The organism is uncultured Sulfitobacter sp. (assembly GCF_964021855.1).
GTDB lineage: Bacteria > Pseudomonadota > Alphaproteobacteria > Rhodobacterales > Rhodobacteraceae > Sulfitobacter.
In genome coordinates this window covers 271,937-295,866 of sequence record NZ_CAXHZD010000003.1, presented here as the reverse complement: position 1 = coordinate 295,866, position 23,930 = coordinate 271,937, and the positions used below count along the sequence as shown (strand labels likewise).

Here is a 23,930-nt window from a genome sequence, read left to right as displayed (position 1 = left end):
CGTGACGATGCTTGTTAAAGGTTAAGTTTTGTCTAGGTCCATTAGGAGATGAAAATGCCAAGCGTCAGTGTCGTCGTAACAATTCACGATCAATCGTTGCTGCTAGAGTACGAGGCTCAAAATAAGTTTGGTCCAATTGGACAGTCTCTTACCTATCTGTTTGTAGGGACTGGAGATGTCGACAAGATTAAAGATATGAGCAATGTCGTTGTCGCTCGTGACTTGCCTGACAACATTGAAGACTTCAAATACTTAGTAGACTTCACATCATGGTACGCTTGTGTCCGCAATAATATCGTGTTGGGCGACTATGTTTGTCTCATTCAATATGATGTAAATCTATCACCAGACTTTCTTAGCCAAAGTAGCGAATTGTTAGAAGCGTCGCCAAACTCGGTTTTGGGATATGCACCTGTTGCAATGAAGGATCGTAACTTCATTCGAGACAACATGGGCTATGCTCCTCTCTTGGAGGCTTGCAAAGCCGTCTATGGGATAGACATCGGGCCGCTCCTGAAAGGAAACATCAAATACGCGGACGACAAATTTTGGCCAGCAACAAACAACGTTGCGATGCGTTATGATACCCTCAAAGACTTCGTGAGATGGTTCACACCAATTGCGATGCATATGGGAAACCACAAGCCGGTCGGTCACGCCTTTGAAAGAGCAATTAAACTATATTGTATTCTGACCGGCCATAATAACATCTATGCGCCCGATTTACTTAGCCACTTCCAGCTTAACTCTCATGGAACGCAGGACTTCTCCAAAGACACCAATCACTTACGCAAATTGCTGGCTCGAAACCTCAAGATGAAATAAGTGTTTTGAGACGACGGCGGGCATATTCAATCTTGCCTGAGAGAGAGGTCGTTGAGGCATGATTTCGCCAGGTATAGTCTAATTCTTTCGCCTGCAACGCGCGATCGATTCCGGCGCTCACTTGCCCTTTGTGAATGCGATTAGCCACTGAAATATCAGATAGGATGACGGGATCACCGTAGGCCGTCCAAAGCCGTTTGTAATACTCTACATCCATCAGCCATACCAAATTCGGATCAAACCGTTCCGGGCATTCTTTTCGAATTGCCAAGACCGAAGGGCTTGAAACTGTATTCTTACCAAAATGCAATTTATCGGAGAGTGTAGGGACCATTGGCCGTTCAATCGTATGGCCATCGTGGGTCACCCCGGAGCCAGAAAGTAGCCACGGTGACATGCTTGTGGACAGAGATGAGTAAACACGCGTCAGCGCATCTGGCAAGCAAAGATAATCATCCTGAAATAGGACTTTGAGGATATCTCCACTTGCTTCGTCTAAAGCGCGGTTGACGTTAGTTGAAGCTCTTCGCGCACCCTCTAAATTCCAAACATGCTTTATATTTAGCCGGTCACTCCACCGTTTGCAAAGTTCATGCACTGCCAAGTCATTCGACTGATCAGAAACCACGACTTCGAAATCGAAGAAGTCTTGCTGGTCTAGAGCGGTGAATGATTCATCAAGGTAAGCCGCACCTAAACGGTTCATTTCATACGCTGGTATGCAAACGCTAATTTTTGGAGAGTTCATGATCTTTAAACCTGTATAATCGATTTGCGACTAGCATACAGACAATCGCCAAGCTAGTTTTTCCGACGTGAATTGATCACTCGTCGCGACCGACTACAACGAAACACAAATCAATGATACTCAGAGCTAGCGAAGGTGCAAAATTATGCAACAGCACCGGAAAAGCAGGATGTCCTACCCCCTATTGTCGTCCCTCCAATTTCCCCCTATCTACACATATTGCCAGTCGCACAGCACATGGGTTTCGTGAGTGTCTGAAAATAATAGATATATCCTCAGCCGAAATGCACGCCTCTCCGTGGCACCCATGATGGACTGGACGGATCGCCATTGCCGCTATCTGCACCGGCTGATGTCAAAGCACACGTTGCTTTATACCGAAATGGTGACGTCGCCTGCGTTGGTGCGCGGCGGGGCGTTGCATTTGTTGGATCATAACCCGCAAGAGCATCCGGTGGCGCTTCAACTGGGCGGGTCTGACCCGGCAGAGCTGGCCGAGGCCGCGCGGTTGGGCGCGCAGGCAGGGTATGACGAGATTAACCTTAATGTCGGCTGTCCGTCTGACCGTGTGCAATCGGGCAGTTTCGGGGCCGTGTTGATGGAGCAGCCGGCCTTGGTCGCCAAATGCGTGGCGGCGATGCGCAGGGCGGTTGATGTCGAAGTGACCGTGAAATGCCGCATTGGCGTGGATGATCAGGACCCCGAAACCGTGCTGCCGGAATTTCTGGCGCATATTGTGGGGGCGGGGTGTGAACGTGTGACCATTCACGCCCGCAAGGCGTGGCTCAAGGGGTTAAGCCCCAAGGAAAACCGCGATATTCCGCCCTTGGATTATGACCTTGTGCACCGGATGAAGGGGCTGTTTTCGAACCTGCATATCTCGGTCAACGGTGGGATCACATCGCTGGATCAGGCCGAGGCGTTTCTGGACGGCGGCTTGGACGGTGTGATGGTCGGGCGCAGTGCCTATCACAGTCCGGCTGATATTTTGTGTCAGGCGGATCGGCGGATTTACGGGCAGGGCGAGGATACCACGGCCGAAGCCGCCGTTGCGCAAATGCTGCCCTATATTGACGCGCATATTGCGGGCGGTGGGCGTTTGAACCAGATCACCCGGCATATGATGGGGCTATTCGCGGGGCGGCCCGGTGCACGGGTCTGGCGGCGGATGCTGTCGGAAAACGCATCAGGCCCGCAGGCAGACCGTCAGGTTTTGATTGATGCGCTGGATGCGATGCAAACGCTGGCAGAGGCGCAAAAAGCGGTGTAGCACCAAGGGCAAGCATTAACGGAGCCCTGCGCCATGACCGATACATCCCTTTTAGTTCAAATGATTGTCCTGATCCTGTTTATCGGGGCCTTTGCCGGTGTGTTGGCCGGGCTGTTGGGTGTGGGCGGTGGTATCGTCTTGGTGCCCGCGTTTTTCTATGCGTTCCAAACCCTTGGTTTTGACGGGCCGCAGTTGATGCAGATGTGTCTGGCGACCTCGCTTGCGACAATCATTGTGACGTCCCTTCGGTCGGTGCACAGCCATAATAAAAAGGGCGCGGTCGATTGGGATATCCTGAAAACATGGGCACCGGGCATTGTGATCGGGGCGGTGATTGGCATGCTGACCGTCGCGCAGTTGCGTACCTCGGTCCTGCAAGGGATCTTTGGCGGGCTGGCGTTGATTGTCGGGTTGTACATGGCGTTTGGCCGGTCGGAATGGCGCTTGGGTCAGGCGATGCCAACGGGTGTGGCGCGTGCCACGCTGTCGCCGTCGGTCGGGTTTTTATCGGTGCTGATGGGGATCGGCGGGGGCAGCTTTGGCGTGCCGCTGATGAGCCTGTTTAACGTGCCGATCCACCGTGCCGTCGCCACGGCCGCCGGGTTTGGTGTGCTGATTGCAGTGCCATCGGTGATCGGGTTTTTGCTGGTAGCATCCCCTGAAAATAGCCCGCCTTGGACAGTTGGCGCGGTGAACCTGCCCACCTTTGCGATTGTGATTGCGATGACGCTGATGACCGCGCCGCTGGGTGTGAAACTAGCCCATGCCATGGACCCGAAGCCGCTCAAGCGGGTGTTTGCGGTGTTCTTGATCCTTGTTGCGTTGAACATGTTGCGTAAATCGCTGGGTCTTTGATCGACGGGCTTTCTGTGCCGTCGTTCATGATTAAACTGCTCAATTAGAAACAATACTGCTGAATTGGTTCGCAATTACGTGCAAATACCTCGGTGTTGCCGCAATCTCGCCTTAACTCGAAGGTTAGTTAATCAAATCGGAAGCTAAAATTCCGAGACTAACACCACGCGACAGAATCAGCGTGGTATCGAATTGAGAGACAGTGCAATGACAGCGAAAGTTGAAAACCAAGACACGAACGTGATCGCATTCACACCCAAAGCGCTGGTGTGCGGCCATTGGACAGCGGCACAGCAGTTTCAGCAAATTGCGCATATGACGGCTGCGAATGACAACTTTGGCCCCTCTGCCTGTGAAGGGGCACAAACCAGCGACCTGTTGTTGGATTTTCTGTACAGCGTCGCGCAGTAAACGATTTAATCTTGCTGTCTGGCCAGTTTAGCGGCCCGACCACCGCGCCGTTTTGAATGCGCGCCTGCGCGCGACGGCAATTCATCCATGATCTGACGCCGTGTTTCAGGCGTCATCCGGGACCATGCACCAATCTCATCAATAGATCTAAGACATCCGGTACAAAGCCGCGTCTCCGGATGCACAACGCACAGCTTGACGCAGGGGCTTTCGACCTCGTCCCGTTTCCAGACCTCGTCTGTCATGCCGCGCCCCCTTGCATGCGCAACACGCGCAAACGATCCAATACACCTTGCAAGATATACCCTGCCGCCACGTGATCAATCACCTCGGCGCGACGTTTGCGTGACGTATCCGCCTCGAGCAGGGCGCGTTCGGCGGCAACAGTGCTAAGCCGTTCATCCCAATATCCGATGGGAATATCACCCAGCCTGTCGAAATTGCGCGCAAAAGCGCGGGTCGATTGGCAGCGCGCGCCTTCTGATCCGTCCATATTACGCGGCAATCCAAGGATCAGCCCGCCAATGCGCCGGTCTGCGATGATCTCGGCCAACCGCGCCGCATCGATGCCGAATTTCTTGCGCCGCACGGTTTCAAGCGGGGTCGCAATCGACAGAAAGCTATCGCTGACCGCCACGCCGATGGTTTTTTCACCCAAGTCCAACCCGATCAGCGCCTGCATCGGGGGCAGGGCGGCGGCGAATTCAGTGATGTCTTCATAGATCATTTTATCAAATTCGCCTTTTCGCCCGCGCGCGCAATCATATCGGTCGATGCAGGATCACCCGCAAAGACGTCCATCGCGTTGTCATATATCGCCTGGGCACGGTCGGTCTGCCCCAACACGCCAAGACTCGATATCAGGCGCGCCCAGTCTTCGGCAGGGCCGCCTTCGGTCGCCAAACGCTCTGACAACCCGTCTACCATTGCGCCAATCATCTCCATCCGCGCGGCCGGGGTCATGTCTTGGGCCGCTTCAATATCATCCTGCGACGGGCCGGGCAGGTCGCTTTGGCGCGTACCGGTGCCGATCTCTGGTATGGTATAGTCGACCCCGGCCAGATCGGCGACAGGTTCGATTTGCCCCAATATGGGTTCAATCCAGGGCGCATCGGCAGGGCCACGGCGCAGCAATCCATCCCAAATCCGAAAGCCTTGATCGGGCCGCCCGGTCTGGATCAACATCAGGCCCCAGTAATAGCTGGCGGTCCCGTTCTCGGCATCGCGGGTCAACACGGCGCGCAAGACCGCCTCGGCCTCGGGCGAGACATATCCACCTGCTGCCATGATCAATAACTCGGCGTAATTCACGACCTCTTCGGTCGACGCATCGGCCCCTTTCAGACGCACCACGGCGGATTGCGCATCAGCGGCGGCAGCGTAATTGCCAATCCGCGCCTCGTTCTGCGCCAGCAAAGTTTGCCCCTGCACATCATCGGGCCGTGTCGCAACGGTTTCGCGCAGCCGCGCCAGCAAAGTCTCGTATTCGGCGCTTAGCTCGGCCCCGACCGAGGCTTGGGGAATACCCGCAACGGCATCAGCCTGACTGGGGCGGGTCTCACGCAACGTCTTGGCGAAAGCGATGCGGTCTTTCAGCGCCAGATCGCCATAGCCCGGCGCGCCCAGCCTAGAATACATAAACAAGCTGCCGCCGATCAGCGCCAATGCAATCACCGCCATCAGCACTTTCGACGGCGCGCGCCCGACCTGCACATCCGCGGTACGGCCCTTGTCAGCGGCCAGAATGCGGCGCGATATCTCGGTCTTGGCCCGCGCTGCATCTTCAGACGACAACACACCCCGCGCAACCTCGCGTTCAACCTCGGCCAGTTGGTCGCGGTACACTTGCACGTCTTGTTCGACCCGCGACGGGGCCTGTACTGCCGCGCCACGCCACAGGGCGCGGATCAGCAAAATGGTCACAAGGGTGGCACCAGCGGCGGCGATGATCCAGAAATTCATACGGGTCGGGTCCATTCATTCAGTAGACCGCACATCTAAACCGTGTTGCGCCGTGAAAAAAGGGGCCATATTGCAGCACCCTGTTTTGCGATTTGTGCGATTGCAGGGGATGTCGTAAAACTGATACGGAATGCCGCGCAGAGTATCCTCTTTTCTGCCTGCTCACCCAGAAAGAACCCAAGCACACAGCCGCGTGCGAATCCATGCCGGGGACCGTCCTTTATGAAAAAGTATTCCGCCTTTGCCATCGCCCGCGAAGCACTGCGCCACCACACAGGTTGGACACGGGCATGGCGCGACGCGCAGCCCAAGAAACGCTATGACGCGATCATCATCGGGGCAGGCGGGCACGGGCTGGCAACGGCCTATTACCTGGGCAAAAACTTTGGCATCACCAATGTGGCGATCCTGGAAAAGGGCTGGCTGGGTGGCGGCAACACTGGCCGTAACACAACAATCATCCGCTCGAACTACCTCCAAGACCCGTCCGCCGCGATCTATGAAAAGGCCCGCAGCCTTTACGAGACGATGAGCCAGGACTTGAACTATAACGTCATGTTCTCGCCGCGCGGCGTGATCATGCTGGCCCAAACCCATCACGAGGTGCGCGGCTATCAACGCACGGCCCACGCCAACGCGTTGCAAGGCGTCAAAACCGAATTCATCAGCCCCGCGCGGGTCAAAGAACTGGTGCCGATCATCAACCTCGACGGTCCACGCTATCCCGTTTTGGGCGGCTTGTGGCAGGCGCGCGGCGGCACGGCCCGCCACGATGCGGTGGCGTGGGGCTATGCGCGGGCGTGTTCCGACATGGGCATGGACGTGATCCAGAAATGCGAAGTCACCGGCATCCGGTCTGAGGAGGGCAAGGTCGTGGGCGTGTCCACCAACCGCGGTGACATCGATTGCGACAAGCTGGGCATGGTCGTCGCGGGCCACTCCGGCCATCTGGCCGATATGGCCGGTTTCCGGCTGCCGATCGAATCCGTCTCGCTGCAGGCGCTGGTGTCGGAACCGATCAAACCCTGCATGGATGTGGTCGTGATGGCCAACACCGTGCACGGCTATATGTCGCAGTCTGATAAGGGCGAAATGGTCATCGGCGGCGGCACCGACGGCTATAACAACTACACCCAACGTGGGTCTTTCCACCATATCGAGGAAACCGTCCGCGCCCTGATCGAGACCTTTCCGATGGTGTCGCGCCTCAAGATGCTGCGCCAATGGGGCGGCATCGTGGATGTCACCGGCGACCGCTCTCCGATCCTCAGCAAAACCCCGGTTGAGGGCGTGTTCATCAATTGCGGCTGGGGCACCGGCGGCTTCAAGGCGATCCCGGGGTCCGGCTGGGCCATGGCTGAACTGATGGCCAAAGGCCGCTCGCCGCTGACAGACGCCTTCGGGCTGAACCGTTTCCAAGAGGGTCGGTTCATTGATGAAAGCGTGGCGGCGGGGGTTGCGCACTGATGGTTTGCTCGGTTGTCACAAACCAACAGTGCGGCGGGAACAATTCCCCCGTTCACGGTGTTGTGTCTTCATACAGAGTTTATGAAGGATCAGTACAATGGCAACACCAGAGCATAACCAAACACCCCACAGGCAAACACCGCACACCACGGTTAACAAAACCAACGGCACCAGCACCGGCATCATCATCGGTGTCCTTGTTGTCTTGGTTCTGGGCTTCGGCTTCTACTACTTTTCGGACGGCGATCCGATGGATACGTCCAACGACATCAACGTTACCGTTGAAGGTTCCGGCGATGCGATGGAAAACGCGGCAGACTCCGTTGGGAACGCCGCAGAATCCGCGGCTGAATCCGTCGAAGACGCAGCTGACTCCGCTACCGGCAACTAAGCCGACCACACACCATTCTTTCGCGACCAAAGTCGATCCCGCACGCGGGGTCGGCTTTTTTGCGTTTCGCGCAACCTGCCAAAGGAGCGTCCCATGCTAATCCTCACCTGTCCCAACTGCGGCATCACCGCCGAAGAAACCGAATTCCACGCAGGAGGAGAGGCGCATCTAACCCGGCACGGCCCCGGCGCATCGGATGATGAATTTGAAAAATACCTGTTTATGCGCGAAAACCCCAAGGGCGTGCACTTTGAGCGCTGGCGGCATGTCTATGGTTGCGGCAAATGGTTTCACGCTGCCCGCGATACAACGACGCTGGAAATCTTTGGCACCTACACCGCCCAAACCAGCATGATCCCCCAAGATATCATCGACAAAATCACCGACCGCCGCCCCGATTGGCAGCCGCCCGAGACCGCATAGATGCCGCTGTTTCATTTTGCCCAAAAAACTCCCGCCGGAGGCATCCGCGCCCTCCGCAAACACCAAGGTTAGACCCATGAGCACCAGAATTGCCACAGGCGGCCGCCTGCTCAATAAATCCAACGCTGTCAGTTTTTCGTTCAACGGCAAACAGTTGCGCGGCTACGAGGGGGACACGCTGGCGTCGGCGCTCTTGGCCAATGACCAGATGCTGGTGGGCCGGTCGTTCAAATATCACCGCCCGCGCGGCATTGTCGCGGCGGGCCCAGAAGAACCCAATGCGCTGATGAACCTTGGTCGTGGCGGGCGGTTTGAACCCAACCAACGCGCCACCACGGCCGAACTGTTTGATGGGCTCGAAGCGGCCAGCCAGAACCATTGGCCCAGCCTCGAATTCGATGTGGGCGCAATCAACAAGCACCTCAGCCGGTTCCTGCCTGCGGGCTTTTACTACAAGATGTTCATCCATCCGCGTCCGTTCTGGAAGCATGTGTATGAGCCAATCATCCGTCACTCCGCCGGTCTGGGTAAAGCGCCAAAAGAACAAGATGCGGATAGCTATGAGCATTTCCACGCCTTTTGCGATGTGTTGATCATCGGTGGCGGTATTGCAGGGCTCGAGGCTGCGCGCACGGCCGCGCGTGCCGGGTCCAAGGTGATCTTGCTGGAACAAACTGCCCATTGGGGTGGCCGCGCGCCCGTTGATGGCGGCACGGTCGAAGGGGCTTCGGTCACCGCGCATATCGACGGGCTGGTTAGCGAATTGTCTGCGATGGAAAACGTCCAGATGCGGACCCGCGTGATGGGGGCAGGGGTCTATGACCACGGCTATGTGCTGGGCTATGAACACCTGACCGACCACGCGCCCGAGGCCCAAGGCCCACGCCACCGTTTGTGGCGCATCCGCGCGGGTCACATCATCACCGCAACCGGTGCGATTGAACGGCCATTGTCCTTTGCGGGCAATGACATACCGGGCGTCATGCTGGCGGCAGCTGTGCGGGATTATCTGGTGAATTATGGCGTTTCCGTCGGCGACCGCACCGTGGTGGTCACGAATAACGACGATGCGTATCGCACGGCAATCGCGCTGACCGAGGCTGGCCTGAACGTGCCTGCCATCCTTGATGCCCGCGTGTTGCCCGAGGATTCCACCCTGATGGCCCGCGCCAAAGAGTTGGGCATTCGCGTCATGATGGGCCACGCGGTGTCGTCGGTCCAAGGTGGCAAACGGGTGACTGCGGTAAATGTCTGCAGCCAAGCTGGCGAAGGCGCGGTGTTGGAAACCATCGAATGTGATGCGGTCGCGATGTCCGGCGGCTGGTCGCCTGTGGTGCATCTGTGGTCCCATTGCGGCGGCAAGCTGGTGTGGGACGCGGCCCTTGCGACCTTCCGCCCTGATGTGAACCACCCACCCATTGGTGCGGATGGGCACGGGTTTGTCACAGCCGCAGGTGCTGCGGCGGGCTTCTTTGGCTTGGACGATATCTTGCATGATGCCCACGCGGCGGCGGATGGCGTTGTGACGACTTTGGGCTTCAAACTGCCTGCTGATGTGGTTTCCCCGAATGCCGAGCGTCAAGAGGAAACCCCCTTGGCCCCCGTCTGGATGATGCCCCACGGTGCCAACGTAAAGCTGCGTGAAAAGACGTGGCTGGATTACCAGAACGACGTCAAGGTTTCCGACGTGCGCCTTGCCGCCCAAGAGGGTTTTGTGAGCGTCGAGCACACCAAACGCTATACTACCCTTGGCATGGCGACGGATCAGGGCAAGCTTAGCAATATCAACGGTCTTGCGACCCTTGCGGGGGCCTTGGGTGCGGATATTCCGACCGTGGGCACGACCACCTTCCGCCCGCCATACCACCCGATTTCGATGGGTGCGATTGGCGGCGAGGCGCGCGGTGACGTGTTCCAACCGCTGCGCCGCACGCCGATGCATGACTGGCACGCGGCCAACGGTGCCGAATGGGAACCTGTCGGCCATTGGCGCAGGCCCTATTCCTATAACCGCCCCGGCGAGACGACCCATGACGCGGTGATGCGCGAAGTTACCAACACCCGCACCAACATGGGCCTGCTGGATGCGTCGACCTTGGGCAAGATCATCGTCAAAGGGCCGGATGCGGGCAAGTTCCTCGATATGCTCTACACCAATATGATGAGCAGCCTGAAACCGGGCAAATGCCGCTATGGCCTGATGTGTTCTGAGAACGGGTTCTTGATCGATGATGGCGTCGTCGCGCGCATCGATGATGACACCTTCCTGTGCCACACCACGACTGGCGGCGCGGACCGTATCCACCAGCATATGGAGGAATGGCTGCAAACCGAATGGTGGGATTGGAACGTCTATGTCGCCAATGTGACCGAGCAATATGCGCAGATCGCTGTCGTTGGTCCCAATGCCCGCAAGTGTTTGGAAAAACTGGGTGGCATGGATGTCAGCAAAGACGCGCTTGGCTTTATGGAGTGGGTCGATGGCGAGCTTGGCGGCTTCAAATGCCGCATCTACCGGATCTCGTTCTCTGGCGAGCTGAGCTATGAAATTGCCGTTGACGCGGGCGTGGGCCAAGCGTTTTGGGATGCGTTGATGGTTGCGGGCAATGATCTGGGCGTAATGCCCTATGGTACGGAATGTCTGCACATTCTGCGCGCCGAAAAGGGTTTCATTATGATCGGGGACGAAACCGACGGCACCGTGATCCCGCAGGATCTGGGGCTGAACTGGGCGATCTCGAAAAAGAAGGACGACTACCTTGGCAAACGCGCGCAGCAGCGCAGCCATATGGCGGACCCGACCCGCTGGAAATTGGTAGGGCTTGAGACAACCGATGGCAGCACCTTGCCAGACGGGGCCTATGCCGTGGGCGAGGGCGTTAATGAAAACAACCAACGCAACATGATCGGGCGGGTCACCTCGACCTATCATTCGCCAACGCTGTGTAAAGGCATCGCCATGGGTCTGGTGCTGAACGGCCCTGACCGCATGGGCGAGGTGCTGGAATTCCCCGGCACCGATGGCAAAACCTACAACGCAAAGATCGTCGATCCGGTGTTTTACGATAAAGAAGGGGAGAAGCAGAATGTCTGAGCCCGTCAGCGCCCTGCAAGGGGCCACCTACGCACAAGGCATCGCGGAAATCACCGCCCTTGATCCGATTGGTATGATCTCGCTCCGTGGTGATCTGACGGCTGGGTTTCTGAAGAAACCCGTCAAAAAAATCACCGGCGTTGCTATGCCGGAGATGCGCGGTATCAATCTGGAGGGCGGCAAAGGCGTTGCTTGGATGTCGCCCGACGAGCTGCTCTTGATCGGCCCCTATGCGGACGTCGCGACCAACCTTGAGGCATTGCAAAAGGCCATTGGCAGCAATCATGCCTTGGCGGTGAATGTGTCAGATGCCCGCGCTGTTTTCCGCATTACCGGCACACATACCCGCGAGGTTCTGGCCAAGCTTGCGCCGGTTGATACCAGCCCCGATGTCTTTGCGCCCGGTACAATCCGGCGCACGCGGCTTGCGCAGGTGCCAGCGGCATTCTGGATGATTGATGATGATACGGCAGAACTGGTCTGTTTCCGGTCGGTCGCGCAATATGTCTTTGATTTGCTGAAAACCGCGGCACAGCCCGGATCAGAGGTGAATTACCACCGCAGTTAACCTTTGCAGTCACAGCCTGCGCATAAAACCCGTTGTGATAACGGAACTTAGCGCGGTTTTGATTTGTTGGGGTACCAAGACGTCAGGTGAAACCGTGCTTAATGGCGCGTCTTGGGGCGACGTTCTTTTGCGTCCTGCCCCTTGACCTTAGGCCATGAGGGGCTTCATGTGACCCAGATGAAATTAATCAATGGAGGCCCAAAAAATGGCTTTTTCACTTCCCGATCTTCCCTATGCCCACGACGCCCTTGCTTCCAAAGGCATGTCTGCTGAAACGCTGGAATATCACCACGACAAGCACCACAATGCCTATGTTGTGAACGGAAACAAAGCGATTGAAGGCACCGAATGGGCTGGCAAATCCCTCGAAGAGATCATCAAAGGCACTTACGATCCCAAAGCGGTCGCCCAAAGCGGCATTTTCAACAACATCAGCCAGCTGTGGAACCACAACCAGTTCTGGGAAATGATGGGGCCAAAAGGCAACGCGATGCCGACCGAGCTGGAAAAAGCCATCACCGAAAGCTTTGGTTCCGTTGACAAGTTCAAGGATGATTTCAAAGCGGCTGGTGCCGGTCAGTTCGGTTCCGGCTGGGCGTGGCTGGTCAAAGACACAGACGGTGGCCTGAAGGTTACCAAAACCGAAAACGGCGTGAACCCCGTTTGCTTTGGCCAAACTGCATTGCTGGGCTGCGATGTGTGGGAACACTCCTATTACATCGATTTCCGCAACGCGCGTCCTGACTATTTGACCAACTTCCTCGACAACTTGGTCGATTGGGAAAACGTCGCCTCGCGCATGTAATTTGCTAAATCATTAAGATCGAAGGCCCCGTGAACAATTTTCGCGGGGCTTTTTCTTTGGAACAAGTGTATTTTTGAAATGTTTTCTTAATGACGCAACTCTCATGACAGGAGCATACAAATGGCAAAGCTGGAAAACGGAACCTGGGTGCTGATCGCCGACGGTGAAAAAGCACTGTTCATGGTGAACGAGACGGATGCCGAAGACCCGTTCTTGCAAGTATTCCGCGAGGAAGAGCAGGACAACCCGCCAAACCGGGATCAAGCCGCCAACCGCCGTGGGCGCTTTAACGATGGTCCGTCCGTACACCGGTCGGCTGTGGATGATACCGACTGGCATCAGCTGTCAAAGGACCGCTTTGCCCACGAGCTTTCGGAAATCCTGTACAAGCAAGTCCACAAAGGGAAATTTGAAAGAATCGTGATCGTTGCACCGCCGAAAACCTTGGGCGAATTGCGCGATGAAATGCATCAAGAGGTCGCGGCCAAAGTTGTTGGCGAAATTCCCAAGACGCTGACCAACCATCCCATGGACGAGATCGAAAAGATCGTGAAGGCAGAGCTTGAGACGGCATAGCTCTGTGTGAAGCCCGCCAAGAGCGAGATATTTTTGCAACATCGAAAAAGCCGGCGGGGCAGGTAAGCCACGCCGGCTTTAGATTTTTCTGGCGGCCGATGGGCTAGCTGCAAATGCGCTGTCCAGTCGGCTGTCTGCCCCACATAGGATAACAGGAACGGGCGCTTAGATGCGCCCTCACAGCGCTAACAGTTGGTGCTGTAACAGCTCCGCATTTGGCAGGTTCGTCGGTTTGTGCCGATCGAAAAGATTAGCCGCAGCTAAGCGCATGTCAGGCGAAGGAAGTTTTCAGCGCCTTAAACGCGGCATCTACATCCGGGACGGATACAAAGTAATCCAGCAACGTCTTATCCGCAAATCCGTTCGCCACAACATGGTCCAGAAGTTGGATCAACGGATCCCAGTAACCATTTGTATTCAATAGAATTACCGGCTTTTCATGCAGGCCCAACTGCCGCCATGTCAGCACCTCGAACAGCTCGTCCAGTGATCCGGCACCGCCGGGCAGGACGACGACCGCATCGCAGTTCATGAACATGACCTTTTTGCGCTCGTGCATCGTTTCGGTCACGATGTATTGGGTCAGATCGGTTTTCCCGACCTCCCATTTGACCAGATGCTCGGGGATCACGCCAAAGGTTATCGCGCCTGCATCCTGTGCCGCACGGGCCACCGCACCCATCAACCCAACATCACCGGCCCCATAAACCAGCCGCCAATTGTTGTCTGCCAACCCCTGGCCCATGGCCTGCGCGGCGGCCATGTATTCAGGGTCCGCACCGGGGCGTGATCCGCAATAAACGCAGATGGATTTTTGAAACATGACGGGGGTCCTTGTCAGCAAATGTGAAACTGCGGTGCAGCTCTATTTTGACCCTTGATAACCTGCTTGTTACAAGGGCTCAATGTGGTGAGTATCAAGGGGTGGTGGTAATGTCGGTGTTCCAATCGCGAAATGCTCAGGTTTTGGGCGGGGTTGTTGTTGCTGCGGTTGTGGTCGTGGCGGGATATCTCCTTTTTGTTCCTAGTCTTACCCCTGACGCCGACCTGTCAGAAACCGCACAACCTGCAGCCCAATCCGCAGCGGCCCCCGAACCTGCCGAACCGGAAACCTCTGCCAAGCCGGAAACCGTTGTCGAGAGCGCCGAGCAAGCCCCACAAAAACCCCGTTTTGACGAGGTGCGCCGCGATGCGGATGGTGTAACGGTCATCGCAGGCCGCGCCGCACCGGGCAGCGAGGTCAAGGTGGTTAGTAACGGAGCCGAGATCGCGACAACCACCGCCGATAGCGCCGGAAAATTCGCAACGCTCGCCATCCTCCCCCCCGACGGAAAGGGGCAGGTGTTAAGCCTTGAGGCCGAAGTCGAGGATACCGAAACCCGCTCCGAGGATGAGGTTATTCTGGCCCCAATGACGCCCAAGGCCCCCGATGTTGCGGCGGTTGAGGAAGACATTCAAACCACATCAGAAGCCGTTGAGAACGAAGCGCAAACCGACGAACCCACGGTTCAAAATGTGCAGGCTGACCCTGCTGATGCGGCCCCAGAAACCACCGTGCAGGACGACGCACCGCAGCAGGTGGCGCTGTTGAAATCGACGCAGGACGGGGTGGAGCTGTTAACCGATGAAACCCGTGATGCGGCGCAAAGCGTGGCACTGGACACCATTACATATTCCGAGCAGGGCGAGGTCCAGCTTGCCGGGCGCGCCCAGTCAAAAGGCACCGCCGTTCAGGTGTATCTGGACAATGCAGCCGTCGGTAAATTGCCCGTAAACGAAGAAGGGCGCTGGCGCGGTGATATCGAGGGGATCGATACGGGCATCTATACCCTGCGCGTGGATGAGCTGAACCAAGACGGCGACGTGATCAGCCGCGTGGAGACACCATTCAAACGCGAAAGCGCCGAAACCTTGGCCCGCGCCACTGCCAATTACGATGGCCCGATCAAAGAGGTTACAGTGCAGGAAGGCGCGACGCTTTGGGCCATTGCCCGCGAACGCTATGGCGACCCGACTTTGTATTTGCGCGTGGTCGAGGCGAACAGAGATTCAATCCGCGACCCCGATTTGATCTATCCCGGTCAGGTCTTCGATCTGCCCGACTAACGCGCGCGGCGTCTAATTAGCGTGATGATTTTGCCCGTTGCTCTGGCAACCCTGTGGCTTGCGACCTATGTAGTGACGCAAGCATTCAGGAAAATTTATGTCAGCCGATACCACCCGCGCCGCACCTGGTGCTAAAAACCCGCCTCGCACCCCCATGACCGAAGAAGAAATGGCCAACGCAGCCGAGCGTCAGTCAAACCTTTTGGTGTTGAAAAAGGTCGCCCCCTATCTTTGGCCCAAGGACATGCCTTGGGTGAAAAAGCGTGTGGTTTGGGCAATGCTGTTTCTGGTCATATCCAAGCTGATTTCCGTATGTATTCCAATCATTTACAAAGGTGCCGTTGACGGGCTGGCCAATGAAGGCGTGCCGCTTTTGGCGCTTGGTGCGATTGGGTTGACCATAGCTTATGGTGTGGCGCGCGCGATGAATGTCGGCTTTCAACAGCTGCGCGATGCGGTATTTGCGCGGGTCGGGCAGCGTGCATTGCGGATGCTGGCGTTGGAAACCTTTCACCACATTCACCGCCTTTCAATGCGCTATCACATCACGCGCAAGACCGGCGGTTTAAGCCGGATTATTGAGCGTGGGGTCAAAGGCGTTGATTTTCTGCTGCGCTTTTTGCTGTTCTCGATCGGGCCGCTGATCCTTGAGCTGATATTGATCGGGATCATTCTGACGGTGCTGTTTGATTTCTGGTATCTGCTGGTCGTTGCCGTGACAATCGGGCTTTATGTCTGGTTCACCTTTGCGGTGACCGAATGGCGGGTAAAGTTGCGCCGCCAGATGAATGACCAAGACACCGATGCCAACCAAAAGGCCATCGACAGCTTGCTGAACTATGAAACGGTTAAATATTTCGGCGCGGAAAACCGCGAGGCACAGCGCTATGATATGGCGATGGCAGGCTATGAAGAGGCCGCGATCAAGACCAACTATTCGCTGGCGTTCCTGAACTTTGGCCAGTCCTTGCTGATCACATGCGGTTTGGTTGGCGTGATGATCATGGCCGCGATTGGCGTGCAAAACGGGTCGCTCACGGTTGGTGATTTCGTCATGGTGAACGCCTATATGGTGCAAATCACCATTCCGCTGAATTTCCTTGGCACGGTCTATCGTGAAATCCGTCAGGCCCTTGTTGATATGGGGCAGATGTTCACGTTGCTGGATCAACCAGCCGAGATTAAAGACAAACCAAACGCGCCTGACCTAAAGGTTGACGGCGGGCGGGTGACGTTGAAGGATGTGAAATTCGGCTATGATCCAGAGCGGCAAATCCTCAAGGGTATTTCGCTTGAGGCCGCACCGGGTGAAATGGTTGCGATTGTCGGATCAACGGGATCGGGAAAATCCACCATCGGGCGGCTGTTGTTCCGGTTCTATGATGTGAACGGCGGCGCGCTGTTGATCGACGGCCAAGACGTGCGTGACGTGACCCAAGACAGCCTGCACAAAGCCATTGGGGTGGTGCCGCAAGACACGGTGCTGTTCAACGATACGATTGGCTATAACATCGGCTATGGCCGCGATAATGCCACCCAAGCCGAGATTGAAGCCGTGGCGAAAGCGGCGCAAATCCATGACTTTATCCAAAGTTTGCCAAACGGATATGACACAGCCGTGGGCGAGCGGGGGCTAAAGCTGTCGGGCGGTGAAAAACAGCGGGTGGGTATCGCGCGGACCTTGCTTAAGAACCCGCCGATTTTGCTGCTGGACGAGGCCACCAGCGCCCTCGACAGCGAGACAGAGCACGAGATTCAAGACGCGCTGCGGCAGGCGGGCAAGGGGCGCACGGTACTGACCATCGCGCACCGTCTGTCCACCGTGGCCGAGGCAGACCGCATTGTGGTGCTTGAGCAGGGCGAGATTGTCGAGCAGGGCAGCCATGACGATCTGCTGGCGCGCAATGGCCGTTATGCGCAGCTTTGGCAGCGTCAACAGTCCGAGGATGAAACTTAATTATACGGTGCGGCGGTCACGCGCGAAGTGACTGCCGCGGCCACACCTATGGGGCAGATCACCGGTATTTTGCGGTAAGCCTCCCTCAGTTTTCTATGTAAAACGGCCCTGATAAAGCGCCTCGATATCCAATACAAAAGGAACGTCCCATGCAAACCAGCATGCTCCGCACGGCGCTAATTCTCGGGCTGATCTGTGTGACCGGCCCCTTCGCCATCGACATGTATCTGCCTGCATTGCCCGCGATCGAGGCCGCACTGGGCACATCGGTTTCAGGCGCGCAACTGACCTTGGTGGCGTATTTTCTGGCTTACGGCGTGTCGCAACTGGTCTATGGCCCGCTGTCGGATCAGATCGGGCGTAAAAAGACGTTGCTGATCGGGATGAGCATCTTTGCTGTCGGATCGGTCATCTGCGCAACTGCCCCCACAATCGAGGTTTTGGTGATTGGTCGTCTGATCCAAGGGATGGGCGGTGCGACCGTGATGGTGATCCCGCGCGCAATTATCCGCGACATGTACACGGGGGCGCAGGCCACGCGGCTGATGGCGACGATTATGCTGGTGATCTCAATCTCGCCCATGTTGGCACCTCTGGCGGGCAGCGGCATTGTGGCGGTTGGCAGCTGGCGCGAGATTTTCTTGGTGATGGGGATATTTGCAGGCCTCAGCCTGACCTTGGCCCAAGTAACGTTACCAGAGACCCTGAAACCAGATCGTCGGCGCAAGGTGAATATCAAAGAGCTGTCGCGCAGCTGCGGGATATTGCTGCGCGATCCGGTTTTCCTGGGCCTCACCTTTATTGCGGGCTTTGGCATGGCCAGCTTTTTCCTGTTCGTGTCCAGTGCATCCTTTGTCTACACCGGAGAATACGGGCTAACGCCGACGGAATTTTCATTGGCCTTTGCGTTCAACGCGGTCGGGTTTTTCATCGCTACCCAAATGGCCGGGCGTCTGGCAGATCGCTGGGGGCTTGCCACATTGATCGGGCGCGGCGTGATCGGATTTGCGACCTGCGCTACCGTGTTGGCACTGTTGGAACTCGCGGGTTTCCAAGGTATGTGGTTGCTGCTGATCGGCTTGTTTCTGGCCTATGCCTGCCTTGGTGTGGTGATCCCGTCGGCCATGGTGGCCGCCCTTGACGCCCATGGGCGGCGGGCAGGCATGGCATCGTCCCTAAGCGGCAGCATGACCATGATGATCGGCGCGGCCTGCATCGGCCTGTCGACCCCGTTCTTTGACGGGACCGCATTGCCGATGGTTGTCAGCATCGCGCTATGCGGGCTGGCGGCGGTGGGGCTGGTGATTGTGACCATGCCAAAGCTGCGCCAGCAGCAAATGGAGCTTGCTACCGCCTAGGGGCTATTCAGCCACCTTCAGTTTTGACAAAGGGGCTGCGTCGTCGCCCCAGATCAGGATGCCGGTCTTGAGCCGTTGCGCGTCCTTTTCCAGCGCCCAATCCTGTGCCGCCTTGCTGGCACGCCCCAGCGACATCTTGGCCAGCAACTGCGCCACCCAGCGGGCATAGGTGGTGGCCCAGACGCGCAGCGCCAACAGCGAGGGTGTCACCATCAACGTCAGCACCGTCGCCACGCCGAGGCCGAACACCACGGCCGTCGCCAGCTGTTTCCACCACAGGGCAGTGGGGCTGTCGATGGTGTAGCCGCCATTGGCGAAATCAAGGCTAAGGCCGAACATCATCGGCGCAAGGCCCGCCATCGTTGTAATCGTGGTCAGCAGAACAGGGCGAATACGGGCCTGCGCGGTGCGGATAATCGCCTCGATCCGGGGCATGTACTGGCTGAATTCCTGATAGGTATCGATCAGAATAATGTTGTTGTTCACCACGATCCCGGCCAAGGCCACGATCCCTGTGCCGGTCATGATGATTGAAAACGTCTGATCCATCACCAGCATCCCGATCAATACGCCCGTGGTTGACAGAACGACGGCAATCAACACCAGAACCGAATTATAGATGCTGTTGAACTGGGCCAGCAGGATGATGAACATCAACCCCAAGGCCGCCGTAAAGGCAGAGCTTAGGAACGCTTGGCTTTCGGCCTGATCCTCTTGGTCGCCGGTCCATTCCGTGGTGATGCCAGCGGGCAGGGGGTTCGTCTCAAGCCATTTGCTAATCTCGGTAATACGCTCGTTGGCGTTGATCGGGATCATGCGCAGCTGCGCCTTGTCCAACCCGTCTTGCAGATCAATACCGGCCGCTGCAACCGTGCGGTCGGTGATCTTATAGCTGGTACCATCCAGCGTGGTGATGTCCGCGTCAGATGCCGCAGGGCGCATGGTGGCAAGGGTGATGTCGGTTTCCGCGCCGTCGATCACTTCTGTTTTCACCAGTTTGGCCAGTCCGACCGACACCCCGGCCTTGATATCAAGGTACCGCTTTTGATCGACGCGGTTGATTTCGGCAAGCTTTGGCACGGGCTTGCGGGTGATGAAATTCGACAGCGGCACCAAGCCATCAATCGTGCGCACCTTGAGCGTATCAAGGGTGCTGAGCACGCGGTCTTCTTCGGGCAGGCGAACCCTGATCTCGATCTCTTCGTCCGAGGTATCAACCCGCATGGTATCCAACAGCAGCCCGCGCGTCACCAGTTGCACCATGGCACCGACGGTCAACACATCGGCCCCGTATTGGCCCGCCTTGGCGACATCCACGTCGATTTGCCAATCAATGCCGGGCAGGGGGCGGGTGTCCTCGATCAGCGTCAGGCCGGGGGTTTTGTCGAAATGGTCGCGCGCCAGTTCGGTCGCAGTGATCAGATCGTCAAAGTCATTGCCTTTCAGGCGCAGATGCACCGGCTTGGCCGACGCGGGTCCACGGGCCTGCGCCAGAATTTCGATTTTGACGCCGGGGATCTGGCTTAGTTCTTCGGTCAGCTCTGATATCACGATGTCGCCATCCAGCTCGGGCTGCAGGGCGCGGTCTTCCCATGGGATGGTTTCAAGCTGGACTTGGCCGATGCTGTCCTTGGGAGCCTGTGCGCCACCGGTATTGCTGTCCAACCCGCCTTCGCCCGCAAAGGCAAAGGCGGTCAGCACGCCGGGATGGTCCAGCACGATCTCTTCGGCCTGTTTCATGATCGCGTCTTTTTCCGTCAGCGACAGGTTGCCGCGCGCCAAGACATACACGATGGCCTGCTCGGGTTCGGATTCGACAAAGAATTCGACACCTTTTGAGTTGTTGCTAAAGAAGATCATCGTGGTGCCGACAAAGACGAACACCACACCAATCACGACCAGCGGCATCACGGGGTTGCCCGCGATAAATTCGATCACGCGCCCGAATGCCGATCTGCGGTAGCCCGATTTGATCACATCAACAGGCTTGCTGAACAGTTTGGACGTCACCCACTGGCCGCCGCGCCCCATGCGCGTGAACAGCGCGAAAAAGCTGACCAACCCCAGCATCGCACCCGAGATACCAATCGAGACCAAGGCCGCCAGCGCCGCAATGCAAAGAAAGACGATGGCAAATACAGGAATGACGGAGCCGAGAATATCGAGCCCGTCCATTGACGCAAATTGCGCGGAAATCACGCCGAACAACGGCTGTGCCAGCGCCATCGGAACGGCCACCATCGCAAAGGCGACCGGAAACAGCAGCAGATGCAGGTAAAAGCGCAAGCCCGCGATGGCAGTCATGTTATCCGCCATCCAGCGTTCTAGCCGCCCGGTCACACCGCCCAACACAGGCAGATAGACCAAGGCCACGACAAGGGAGGCGGACAGAACGAAAATCAATGTCACGGGCAGCATGCCCATGAATTGCCCCGGAACACCGGGCCAGAACAGCATCGGCAAAAACGCACAAAGCGTTGTGGCCGTTGACGAAATGATCGGCCAGAACATGCGCTTGGCGGCGGTGACATAGGCCTGCATCGGCCCTTCGCCCTGCTGCTGGCGCGCATCGGCGTATTCGACAACGACGATGGCCCCATCGACCAACATGCCCACGGCCAAGATCAGCCCGAACATCACAATGTTCGAGATCGAGATGCCCATGAGCGCCAGAAAGGCGAAACACAATAGAAACGAGGTGGGGATCGCGAAACCAACCAACAGCGCCGCGCGGATACCAAGGGCGGCCAATACCACGATCATCACCAGCGCCACGGCGGTCAGAACGGACCCCAAAAGCTGTTGCACCATGCTGTCCACAACGCGGCTTTGATCGTTCGAGGTGCCAATTTTCACGGCGGCCTTCAGCCCATCAGGCCAATTCGCGCTTTGCTCGGCCACAACCTCTTTGACGCGGGAGGACGTGTCGATCAGGTTGAAACCTTTGCGTTTCACCACCTGCAAGGCCAGCGTCTTCTCGCCGTTAAAACGTGCGGTGCCTTCGCGGTCTTCAAAGGTCAGGTTGATGGTCGCCAGATCACCCAAGGTCACAACGCGATCCCCGTTGGTTTTAACGGGCAGGTCATAAACATCGCGCGGCTCGTCAAAGGACGATGGAATTTTGACCGAGAACGTCCCCTGATCCGACTGCACCTCGCCGGCGGCGATCAGCTGGTTGTTGTTCTGAACGGTATTGATCAATTCGCCGGCGGTGACGTCATAGGCCTCAAGACGCAGCGGGTCGATCAAGACCTCAAGCATCTCGTCGCGGTCGCCAGCAAGCCCGGCCTCAAGCACGGCATCCATGCCTTCCAGCTCGTCCTGCAATTCGCGCGCGACGCGGGCCATGGTGCGTTCGGGCACGGGGCCGGTCAGGTTGACGATGATGATCGGGAATTCGGAAAAGTTGATCTCGGTGATCGAATATTTCTCGTAACCTTCGGGGAATTTGCCCTCGGCTGTGCTCATGGCGTCACGCACATCGGCCATGATCTTGGTCTTGTCCCAGCCAAATTCGAACTCAAGCGCGACACCGGCATAGTTTTCAGCGGCGGTGCCGGTCATGGTTTTTAGCCCGTCCAGATCGGACAGCTCGGTCTCCATCGGTTTGACCAGCAAGGTTTCACTGTCGATGGCGGAAATGCCGGGGAATTGCACCGATACGAACAGGGCAGGGATTTCAATGTCGGGTTCACCCTCTTTGGGTAGGGTCGAATAGGCATATCCGCCTACCACAAGGCTGAGCAGAATAAACGCCATGACCATGCGGGCACGGCCAGCGGCCCAATCGACGATACCACTCATTGGGTAACCTCTTTGTAGGTGGGTGCGACGGTGACGCCAGCGATCACGTATTCCTGGCCCAACACGATCACATCAGACGTTTGCGGCAGACCGCTGATCCAAACGCCCTGTTTAGTGTCACGGACCAGTTGCACGGGCACAAAGCCAACGACGTTGGCATCATCAATCACACGCACGCCCAAGATGCCTTCGTCATTCAGGGTAAGCGCCGATTGCGGCAGCAGATGCGCGTCGACCCCGTCAGAGGAAATGGCGATTTCGGCGGTTTGCCCGTCACGGATGGACAGATCGCTGTTGTCGACGTCAATTTCGATGCGGAAGGTGCGCGTTGTCGGATCAGAAGCACGCGAGATGAACGTGACCTGACCGCCAATCTCGCGGTTATCTGCGGCCAGCCGCGCGCGGGCCATGGCACCAAGTGCGACGCGGTTCACCTCGGTTTCGGGGACAAACCCAACCAGCTTGATCGGGTCCAGCTGGATCACCCGCGCACACAGGCTGCCAGTTTGCAAAAGGCTGCCCAATTCGGCGGTGTCGCTTTCCAGCAATCCGTCAAAGGGGGCGGTTAATGTCAGGCGGTCGATTTCTGCTTGGGCGCTCGCCACGGCGGCTGCGGCGGCTTCAATCCCGGCTTTGGCCGCGTTCAACCCCGCCTCGGCAGAGCTTAGGCCGGCTCGCGCACCTGCGGCTGTTGCCTGCGCGGTTGCCAGTTGTGTGGTGGACGAAAATCCGCCTGCGCCCAGCTTTTCCGCTGCATTCAGTTTGATCAATGTTTCGTCCAAGCGGGCTTGCGCCTCTTCTACACGGGCTTGGGCTTCGGGGACGCGGGATTCAGCCTCGGCAAGGCGGGCTTCGGCCTCGCTTTTGGCGGCACCGCGTGTGCCGATGTCCAGCGTACACATGGTATCACCTGCGGTGACTTTCGTCCCTTTGCGCAGGGGCGGGGATGTTACGATAGCGGATGTTTCTGAGGCGACATCAACGGTCCGGGCAGCGGCGGTTTGGCCGCGTACGATAACCGCTGATGCCAAAGGACTGGCGGTGCTGCGCTGCACGACGACCTTGACCAATTCCTGTTCAGCGATCTGGGACGGGTTTGCGCCGTCTTCTGCCGCGCCTTCCTGCGCTGCCTCGGCCTCGTCTGACTGCGCGCCGGACCGGCCCAACAACATGTCCCGTTCAAAGATCGCCATGTACAAGAGGGCGGAAACGGCAATTGCCGCAAGAATGGAAAAAATACGCATATTTCGCCTTTGGCCGGTCAGATTTCATTAGTCGCATACTATAGACAACGATTTGTTAGGCCAAAT

The 23,930-nt window shown here is 57.3% G+C and carries 21 protein-coding genes; 14 read left to right on the top strand and 7 right to left on the bottom strand.

All coding sequences use genetic code 11. The features are described from left to right. The first annotated feature begins 54 nt into the window (after positions 1–54). Positions 55–825, top strand: coding sequence for a hypothetical protein (locus tag AADJ11_RS12030; protein WP_341234755.1), 771 nt, complete (start codon positions 55–57; stop codon positions 823–825). Here the strand turns inward: AADJ11_RS12030 and AADJ11_RS12025 are convergent. Continuing rightward, entirely contained in the window at positions 812–1,573 is a 762-nt protein-coding gene (locus tag AADJ11_RS12025; RefSeq protein WP_341234754.1) for a glycosyltransferase family 2 protein, read from the bottom strand. The genes AADJ11_RS12030 and AADJ11_RS12025 overlap by 14 nt on opposite strands. Positions 1,574–1,823: 250 nt before the next feature. On the opposite strand from AADJ11_RS12025, the gene dusA reads away from it, so the two are divergent. The 3 genes from dusA to AADJ11_RS12010 all read left to right on the top strand — a co-directional run bounded on the left by dusA (position 1,824) and on the right by AADJ11_RS12010 (position 4,109). After that, positions 1,824–2,843: a tRNA dihydrouridine(20/20a) synthase DusA gene (gene dusA / locus AADJ11_RS12020; protein ID WP_341234753.1), complete on the top strand. Its 1,020-nt coding sequence runs from the start codon at positions 1,824–1,826 to the stop codon at positions 2,841–2,843. A gap of 33 nt (positions 2,844–2,876) precedes the next feature. Beyond that, positions 2,877–3,698 (top strand): sulfite exporter TauE/SafE family protein, encoded by an 822-nt coding sequence (locus AADJ11_RS12015; RefSeq protein ID WP_341234752.1) that lies wholly within the window; start codon positions 2,877–2,879, stop codon positions 3,696–3,698. 207 nt (positions 3,699–3,905) lie between these two features. Further along, complete coding sequence (locus AADJ11_RS12010; protein WP_341234751.1) at positions 3,906–4,109, top strand: hypothetical protein; 204 nt, start codon at positions 3,906–3,908, stop codon at positions 4,107–4,109. A 5-nt stretch (positions 4,110–4,114) separates the two neighbouring features. Here AADJ11_RS12010 and AADJ11_RS12005 read toward each other — a convergent pair whose 3' ends face one another. Genes AADJ11_RS12005 through ccmI form a run of 3 tightly spaced genes read right to left on the bottom strand, consistent with a single transcriptional unit; the run spans position 4,115 to position 6,071 of the window. Further along, entirely contained in the window at positions 4,115–4,354 is a 240-nt protein-coding gene (locus AADJ11_RS12005; RefSeq protein WP_341234750.1) for a DUF1289 domain-containing protein, read from the bottom strand. After that, positions 4,351–4,836: a Holliday junction resolvase RuvX gene (ruvX, locus tag AADJ11_RS12000; RefSeq protein WP_341234749.1), complete on the bottom strand. Its 486-nt coding sequence runs from the start codon at positions 4,834–4,836 to the stop codon at positions 4,351–4,353. Before ruvX ends, AADJ11_RS12005 begins: the two co-directional genes overlap by 4 nt. Continuing rightward, positions 4,833–6,071, bottom strand: coding sequence for a c-type cytochrome biogenesis protein CcmI (ccmI, locus tag AADJ11_RS11995; RefSeq protein WP_341234748.1), 1,239 nt, complete (start codon positions 6,069–6,071; stop codon positions 4,833–4,835). The genes ruvX and ccmI overlap by 4 nt, the downstream gene beginning before the upstream one ends. Positions 6,072–6,293: 222 nt before the next feature. Between ccmI and AADJ11_RS11990 the strand changes: the two genes are divergently transcribed. The 7 genes from AADJ11_RS11990 to AADJ11_RS11960 all read left to right on the top strand — a co-directional run bounded on the left by AADJ11_RS11990 (position 6,294) and on the right by AADJ11_RS11960 (position 13,395). Next, entirely contained in the window at positions 6,294–7,538 is a 1,245-nt protein-coding gene (locus tag AADJ11_RS11990; protein ID WP_341234747.1) for a sarcosine oxidase subunit beta family protein, read from the top strand. Between the two features lie 97 nt (positions 7,539–7,635). Continuing rightward, complete coding sequence (locus tag AADJ11_RS11985; RefSeq protein ID WP_341234746.1) at positions 7,636–7,929, top strand: hypothetical protein; 294 nt, start codon at positions 7,636–7,638, stop codon at positions 7,927–7,929. A gap of 93 nt (positions 7,930–8,022) precedes the next feature. Then, positions 8,023–8,352, top strand: coding sequence for a sarcosine oxidase subunit delta (locus AADJ11_RS11980; protein ID WP_341234745.1), 330 nt, complete (start codon positions 8,023–8,025; stop codon positions 8,350–8,352). 76 nt (positions 8,353–8,428) lie between these two features. Further along, complete coding sequence (locus AADJ11_RS11975) at positions 8,429–11,446, top strand: sarcosine oxidase subunit alpha family protein (RefSeq protein WP_341234744.1); 3,018 nt, start codon at positions 8,429–8,431, stop codon at positions 11,444–11,446. Then, complete coding sequence (locus AADJ11_RS11970; RefSeq protein WP_341234743.1) at positions 11,439–12,014, top strand: sarcosine oxidase subunit gamma family protein; 576 nt, start codon at positions 11,439–11,441, stop codon at positions 12,012–12,014. Before AADJ11_RS11975 ends, AADJ11_RS11970 begins: the two co-directional genes overlap by 8 nt. 205 nt (positions 12,015–12,219) lie before the next feature. Continuing rightward, on the top strand, positions 12,220–12,819 hold the full coding sequence (locus tag AADJ11_RS11965; protein WP_341234742.1) for a superoxide dismutase: 600 nt from the start codon (positions 12,220–12,222) through the stop codon (positions 12,817–12,819). A gap of 120 nt (positions 12,820–12,939) precedes the next feature. After that, positions 12,940–13,395 carry a host attachment family protein gene (locus AADJ11_RS11960; RefSeq protein WP_341234741.1) on the top strand — a complete coding sequence of 152 codons (456 nt, stop codon included), beginning with the start codon at positions 12,940–12,942 and terminating at the stop codon, positions 13,393–13,395. Positions 13,396–13,666: 271 nt separating this feature from the next. Here the strand turns inward: AADJ11_RS11960 and AADJ11_RS11955 are convergent, their stop codons facing one another. Further along, a complete protein-coding gene (locus tag AADJ11_RS11955; protein ID WP_341234740.1) occupies positions 13,667–14,218 on the bottom strand; it encodes a TIGR00730 family Rossman fold protein in 552 nt (183 codons plus the stop codon). A gap of 110 nt (positions 14,219–14,328) precedes the next feature. Between AADJ11_RS11955 and AADJ11_RS11950 the strand changes: the two genes are divergently transcribed. The 3 genes from AADJ11_RS11950 (at position 14,329) to AADJ11_RS11940 (ending at position 18,816) form a co-directional block, all read left to right on the top strand. Then, on the top strand, positions 14,329–15,501 hold the full coding sequence (locus AADJ11_RS11950; protein WP_341234739.1) for an Ig-like domain-containing protein: 1,173 nt from the start codon (positions 14,329–14,331) through the stop codon (positions 15,499–15,501). A gap of 154 nt (positions 15,502–15,655) precedes the next feature. Continuing rightward, a complete protein-coding gene (locus AADJ11_RS11945; protein ID WP_341235016.1) occupies positions 15,656–17,458 on the top strand; it encodes an ABC transporter ATP-binding protein/permease in 1,803 nt (600 codons plus the stop codon). A 149-nt stretch (positions 17,459–17,607) separates the two neighbouring features. After that, the gene (locus tag AADJ11_RS11940; protein ID WP_341234738.1) at positions 17,608–18,816 is read left to right on the top strand and encodes a multidrug effflux MFS transporter; all 1,209 of its coding nucleotides are present in this window, start codon (positions 17,608–17,610) and stop codon (positions 18,814–18,816) included. A 3-nt stretch (positions 18,817–18,819) separates the two neighbouring features. On the opposite strand, the gene AADJ11_RS11935 is transcribed toward AADJ11_RS11940, so the two are convergent. Then, a complete protein-coding gene (locus AADJ11_RS11935; RefSeq protein WP_341234737.1) occupies positions 18,820–22,620 on the bottom strand; it encodes an efflux RND transporter permease subunit in 3,801 nt (1,266 codons plus the stop codon). After that, positions 22,617–23,864: an efflux RND transporter periplasmic adaptor subunit gene (locus AADJ11_RS11930; RefSeq protein ID WP_341234736.1), complete on the bottom strand. Its 1,248-nt coding sequence runs from the start codon at positions 23,862–23,864 to the stop codon at positions 22,617–22,619. Before AADJ11_RS11930 ends, AADJ11_RS11935 begins: the two co-directional genes overlap by 4 nt. Positions 23,865–23,930: the final 66 nt, after the last annotated feature.

Coding starts and splice junctions, on each gene's coding strand:
- AADJ11_RS12030 (WP_341234755.1), top strand. CDS start 55: ATGCCAAGCGTCAGTGTCGTCGTAACAATTCACGATCAATCGTTGCTG.
- AADJ11_RS12025 (WP_341234754.1), bottom strand. CDS start 1,573: ATGAACTCTCCAAAAATTAGCGTTTGCATACCAGCGTATGAAATGAAC.
- AADJ11_RS12015 (WP_341234752.1), top strand. CDS start 2,877: ATGACCGATACATCCCTTTTAGTTCAAATGATTGTCCTGATCCTGTTT.
- AADJ11_RS12010 (WP_341234751.1), top strand. CDS start 3,906: ATGACAGCGAAAGTTGAAAACCAAGACACGAACGTGATCGCATTCACA.
- AADJ11_RS12005 (WP_341234750.1), bottom strand. CDS start 4,354: ATGACAGACGAGGTCTGGAAACGGGACGAGGTCGAAAGCCCCTGCGTC.
- ruvX (WP_341234749.1), bottom strand. CDS start 4,836: ATGATCTATGAAGACATCACTGAATTCGCCGCCGCCCTGCCCCCGATG.
- ccmI (WP_341234748.1), bottom strand. CDS start 6,071: ATGAATTTCTGGATCATCGCCGCCGCTGGTGCCACCCTTGTGACCATT.
- AADJ11_RS11990 (WP_341234747.1), top strand. CDS start 6,294: ATGAAAAAGTATTCCGCCTTTGCCATCGCCCGCGAAGCACTGCGCCAC.
- AADJ11_RS11985 (WP_341234746.1), top strand. CDS start 7,636: ATGGCAACACCAGAGCATAACCAAACACCCCACAGGCAAACACCGCAC.
- AADJ11_RS11980 (WP_341234745.1), top strand. CDS start 8,023: ATGCTAATCCTCACCTGTCCCAACTGCGGCATCACCGCCGAAGAAACC.
- AADJ11_RS11975 (WP_341234744.1), top strand. CDS start 8,429: ATGAGCACCAGAATTGCCACAGGCGGCCGCCTGCTCAATAAATCCAAC.
- AADJ11_RS11970 (WP_341234743.1), top strand. CDS start 11,439: ATGTCTGAGCCCGTCAGCGCCCTGCAAGGGGCCACCTACGCACAAGGC.
- AADJ11_RS11965 (WP_341234742.1), top strand. CDS start 12,220: ATGGCTTTTTCACTTCCCGATCTTCCCTATGCCCACGACGCCCTTGCT.
- AADJ11_RS11960 (WP_341234741.1), top strand. CDS start 12,940: ATGGCAAAGCTGGAAAACGGAACCTGGGTGCTGATCGCCGACGGTGAA.
- AADJ11_RS11955 (WP_341234740.1), bottom strand. CDS start 14,218: ATGTTTCAAAAATCCATCTGCGTTTATTGCGGATCACGCCCCGGTGCG.
- AADJ11_RS11950 (WP_341234739.1), top strand. CDS start 14,329: ATGTCGGTGTTCCAATCGCGAAATGCTCAGGTTTTGGGCGGGGTTGTT.
- AADJ11_RS11945 (WP_341235016.1), top strand. CDS start 15,656: ATGACCGAAGAAGAAATGGCCAACGCAGCCGAGCGTCAGTCAAACCTT.
- AADJ11_RS11940 (WP_341234738.1), top strand. CDS start 17,608: ATGCAAACCAGCATGCTCCGCACGGCGCTAATTCTCGGGCTGATCTGT.
- AADJ11_RS11935 (WP_341234737.1), bottom strand. CDS start 22,620: ATGAGTGGTATCGTCGATTGGGCCGCTGGCCGTGCCCGCATGGTCATG.
- AADJ11_RS11930 (WP_341234736.1), bottom strand. CDS start 23,864: ATGCGTATTTTTTCCATTCTTGCGGCAATTGCCGTTTCCGCCCTCTTG.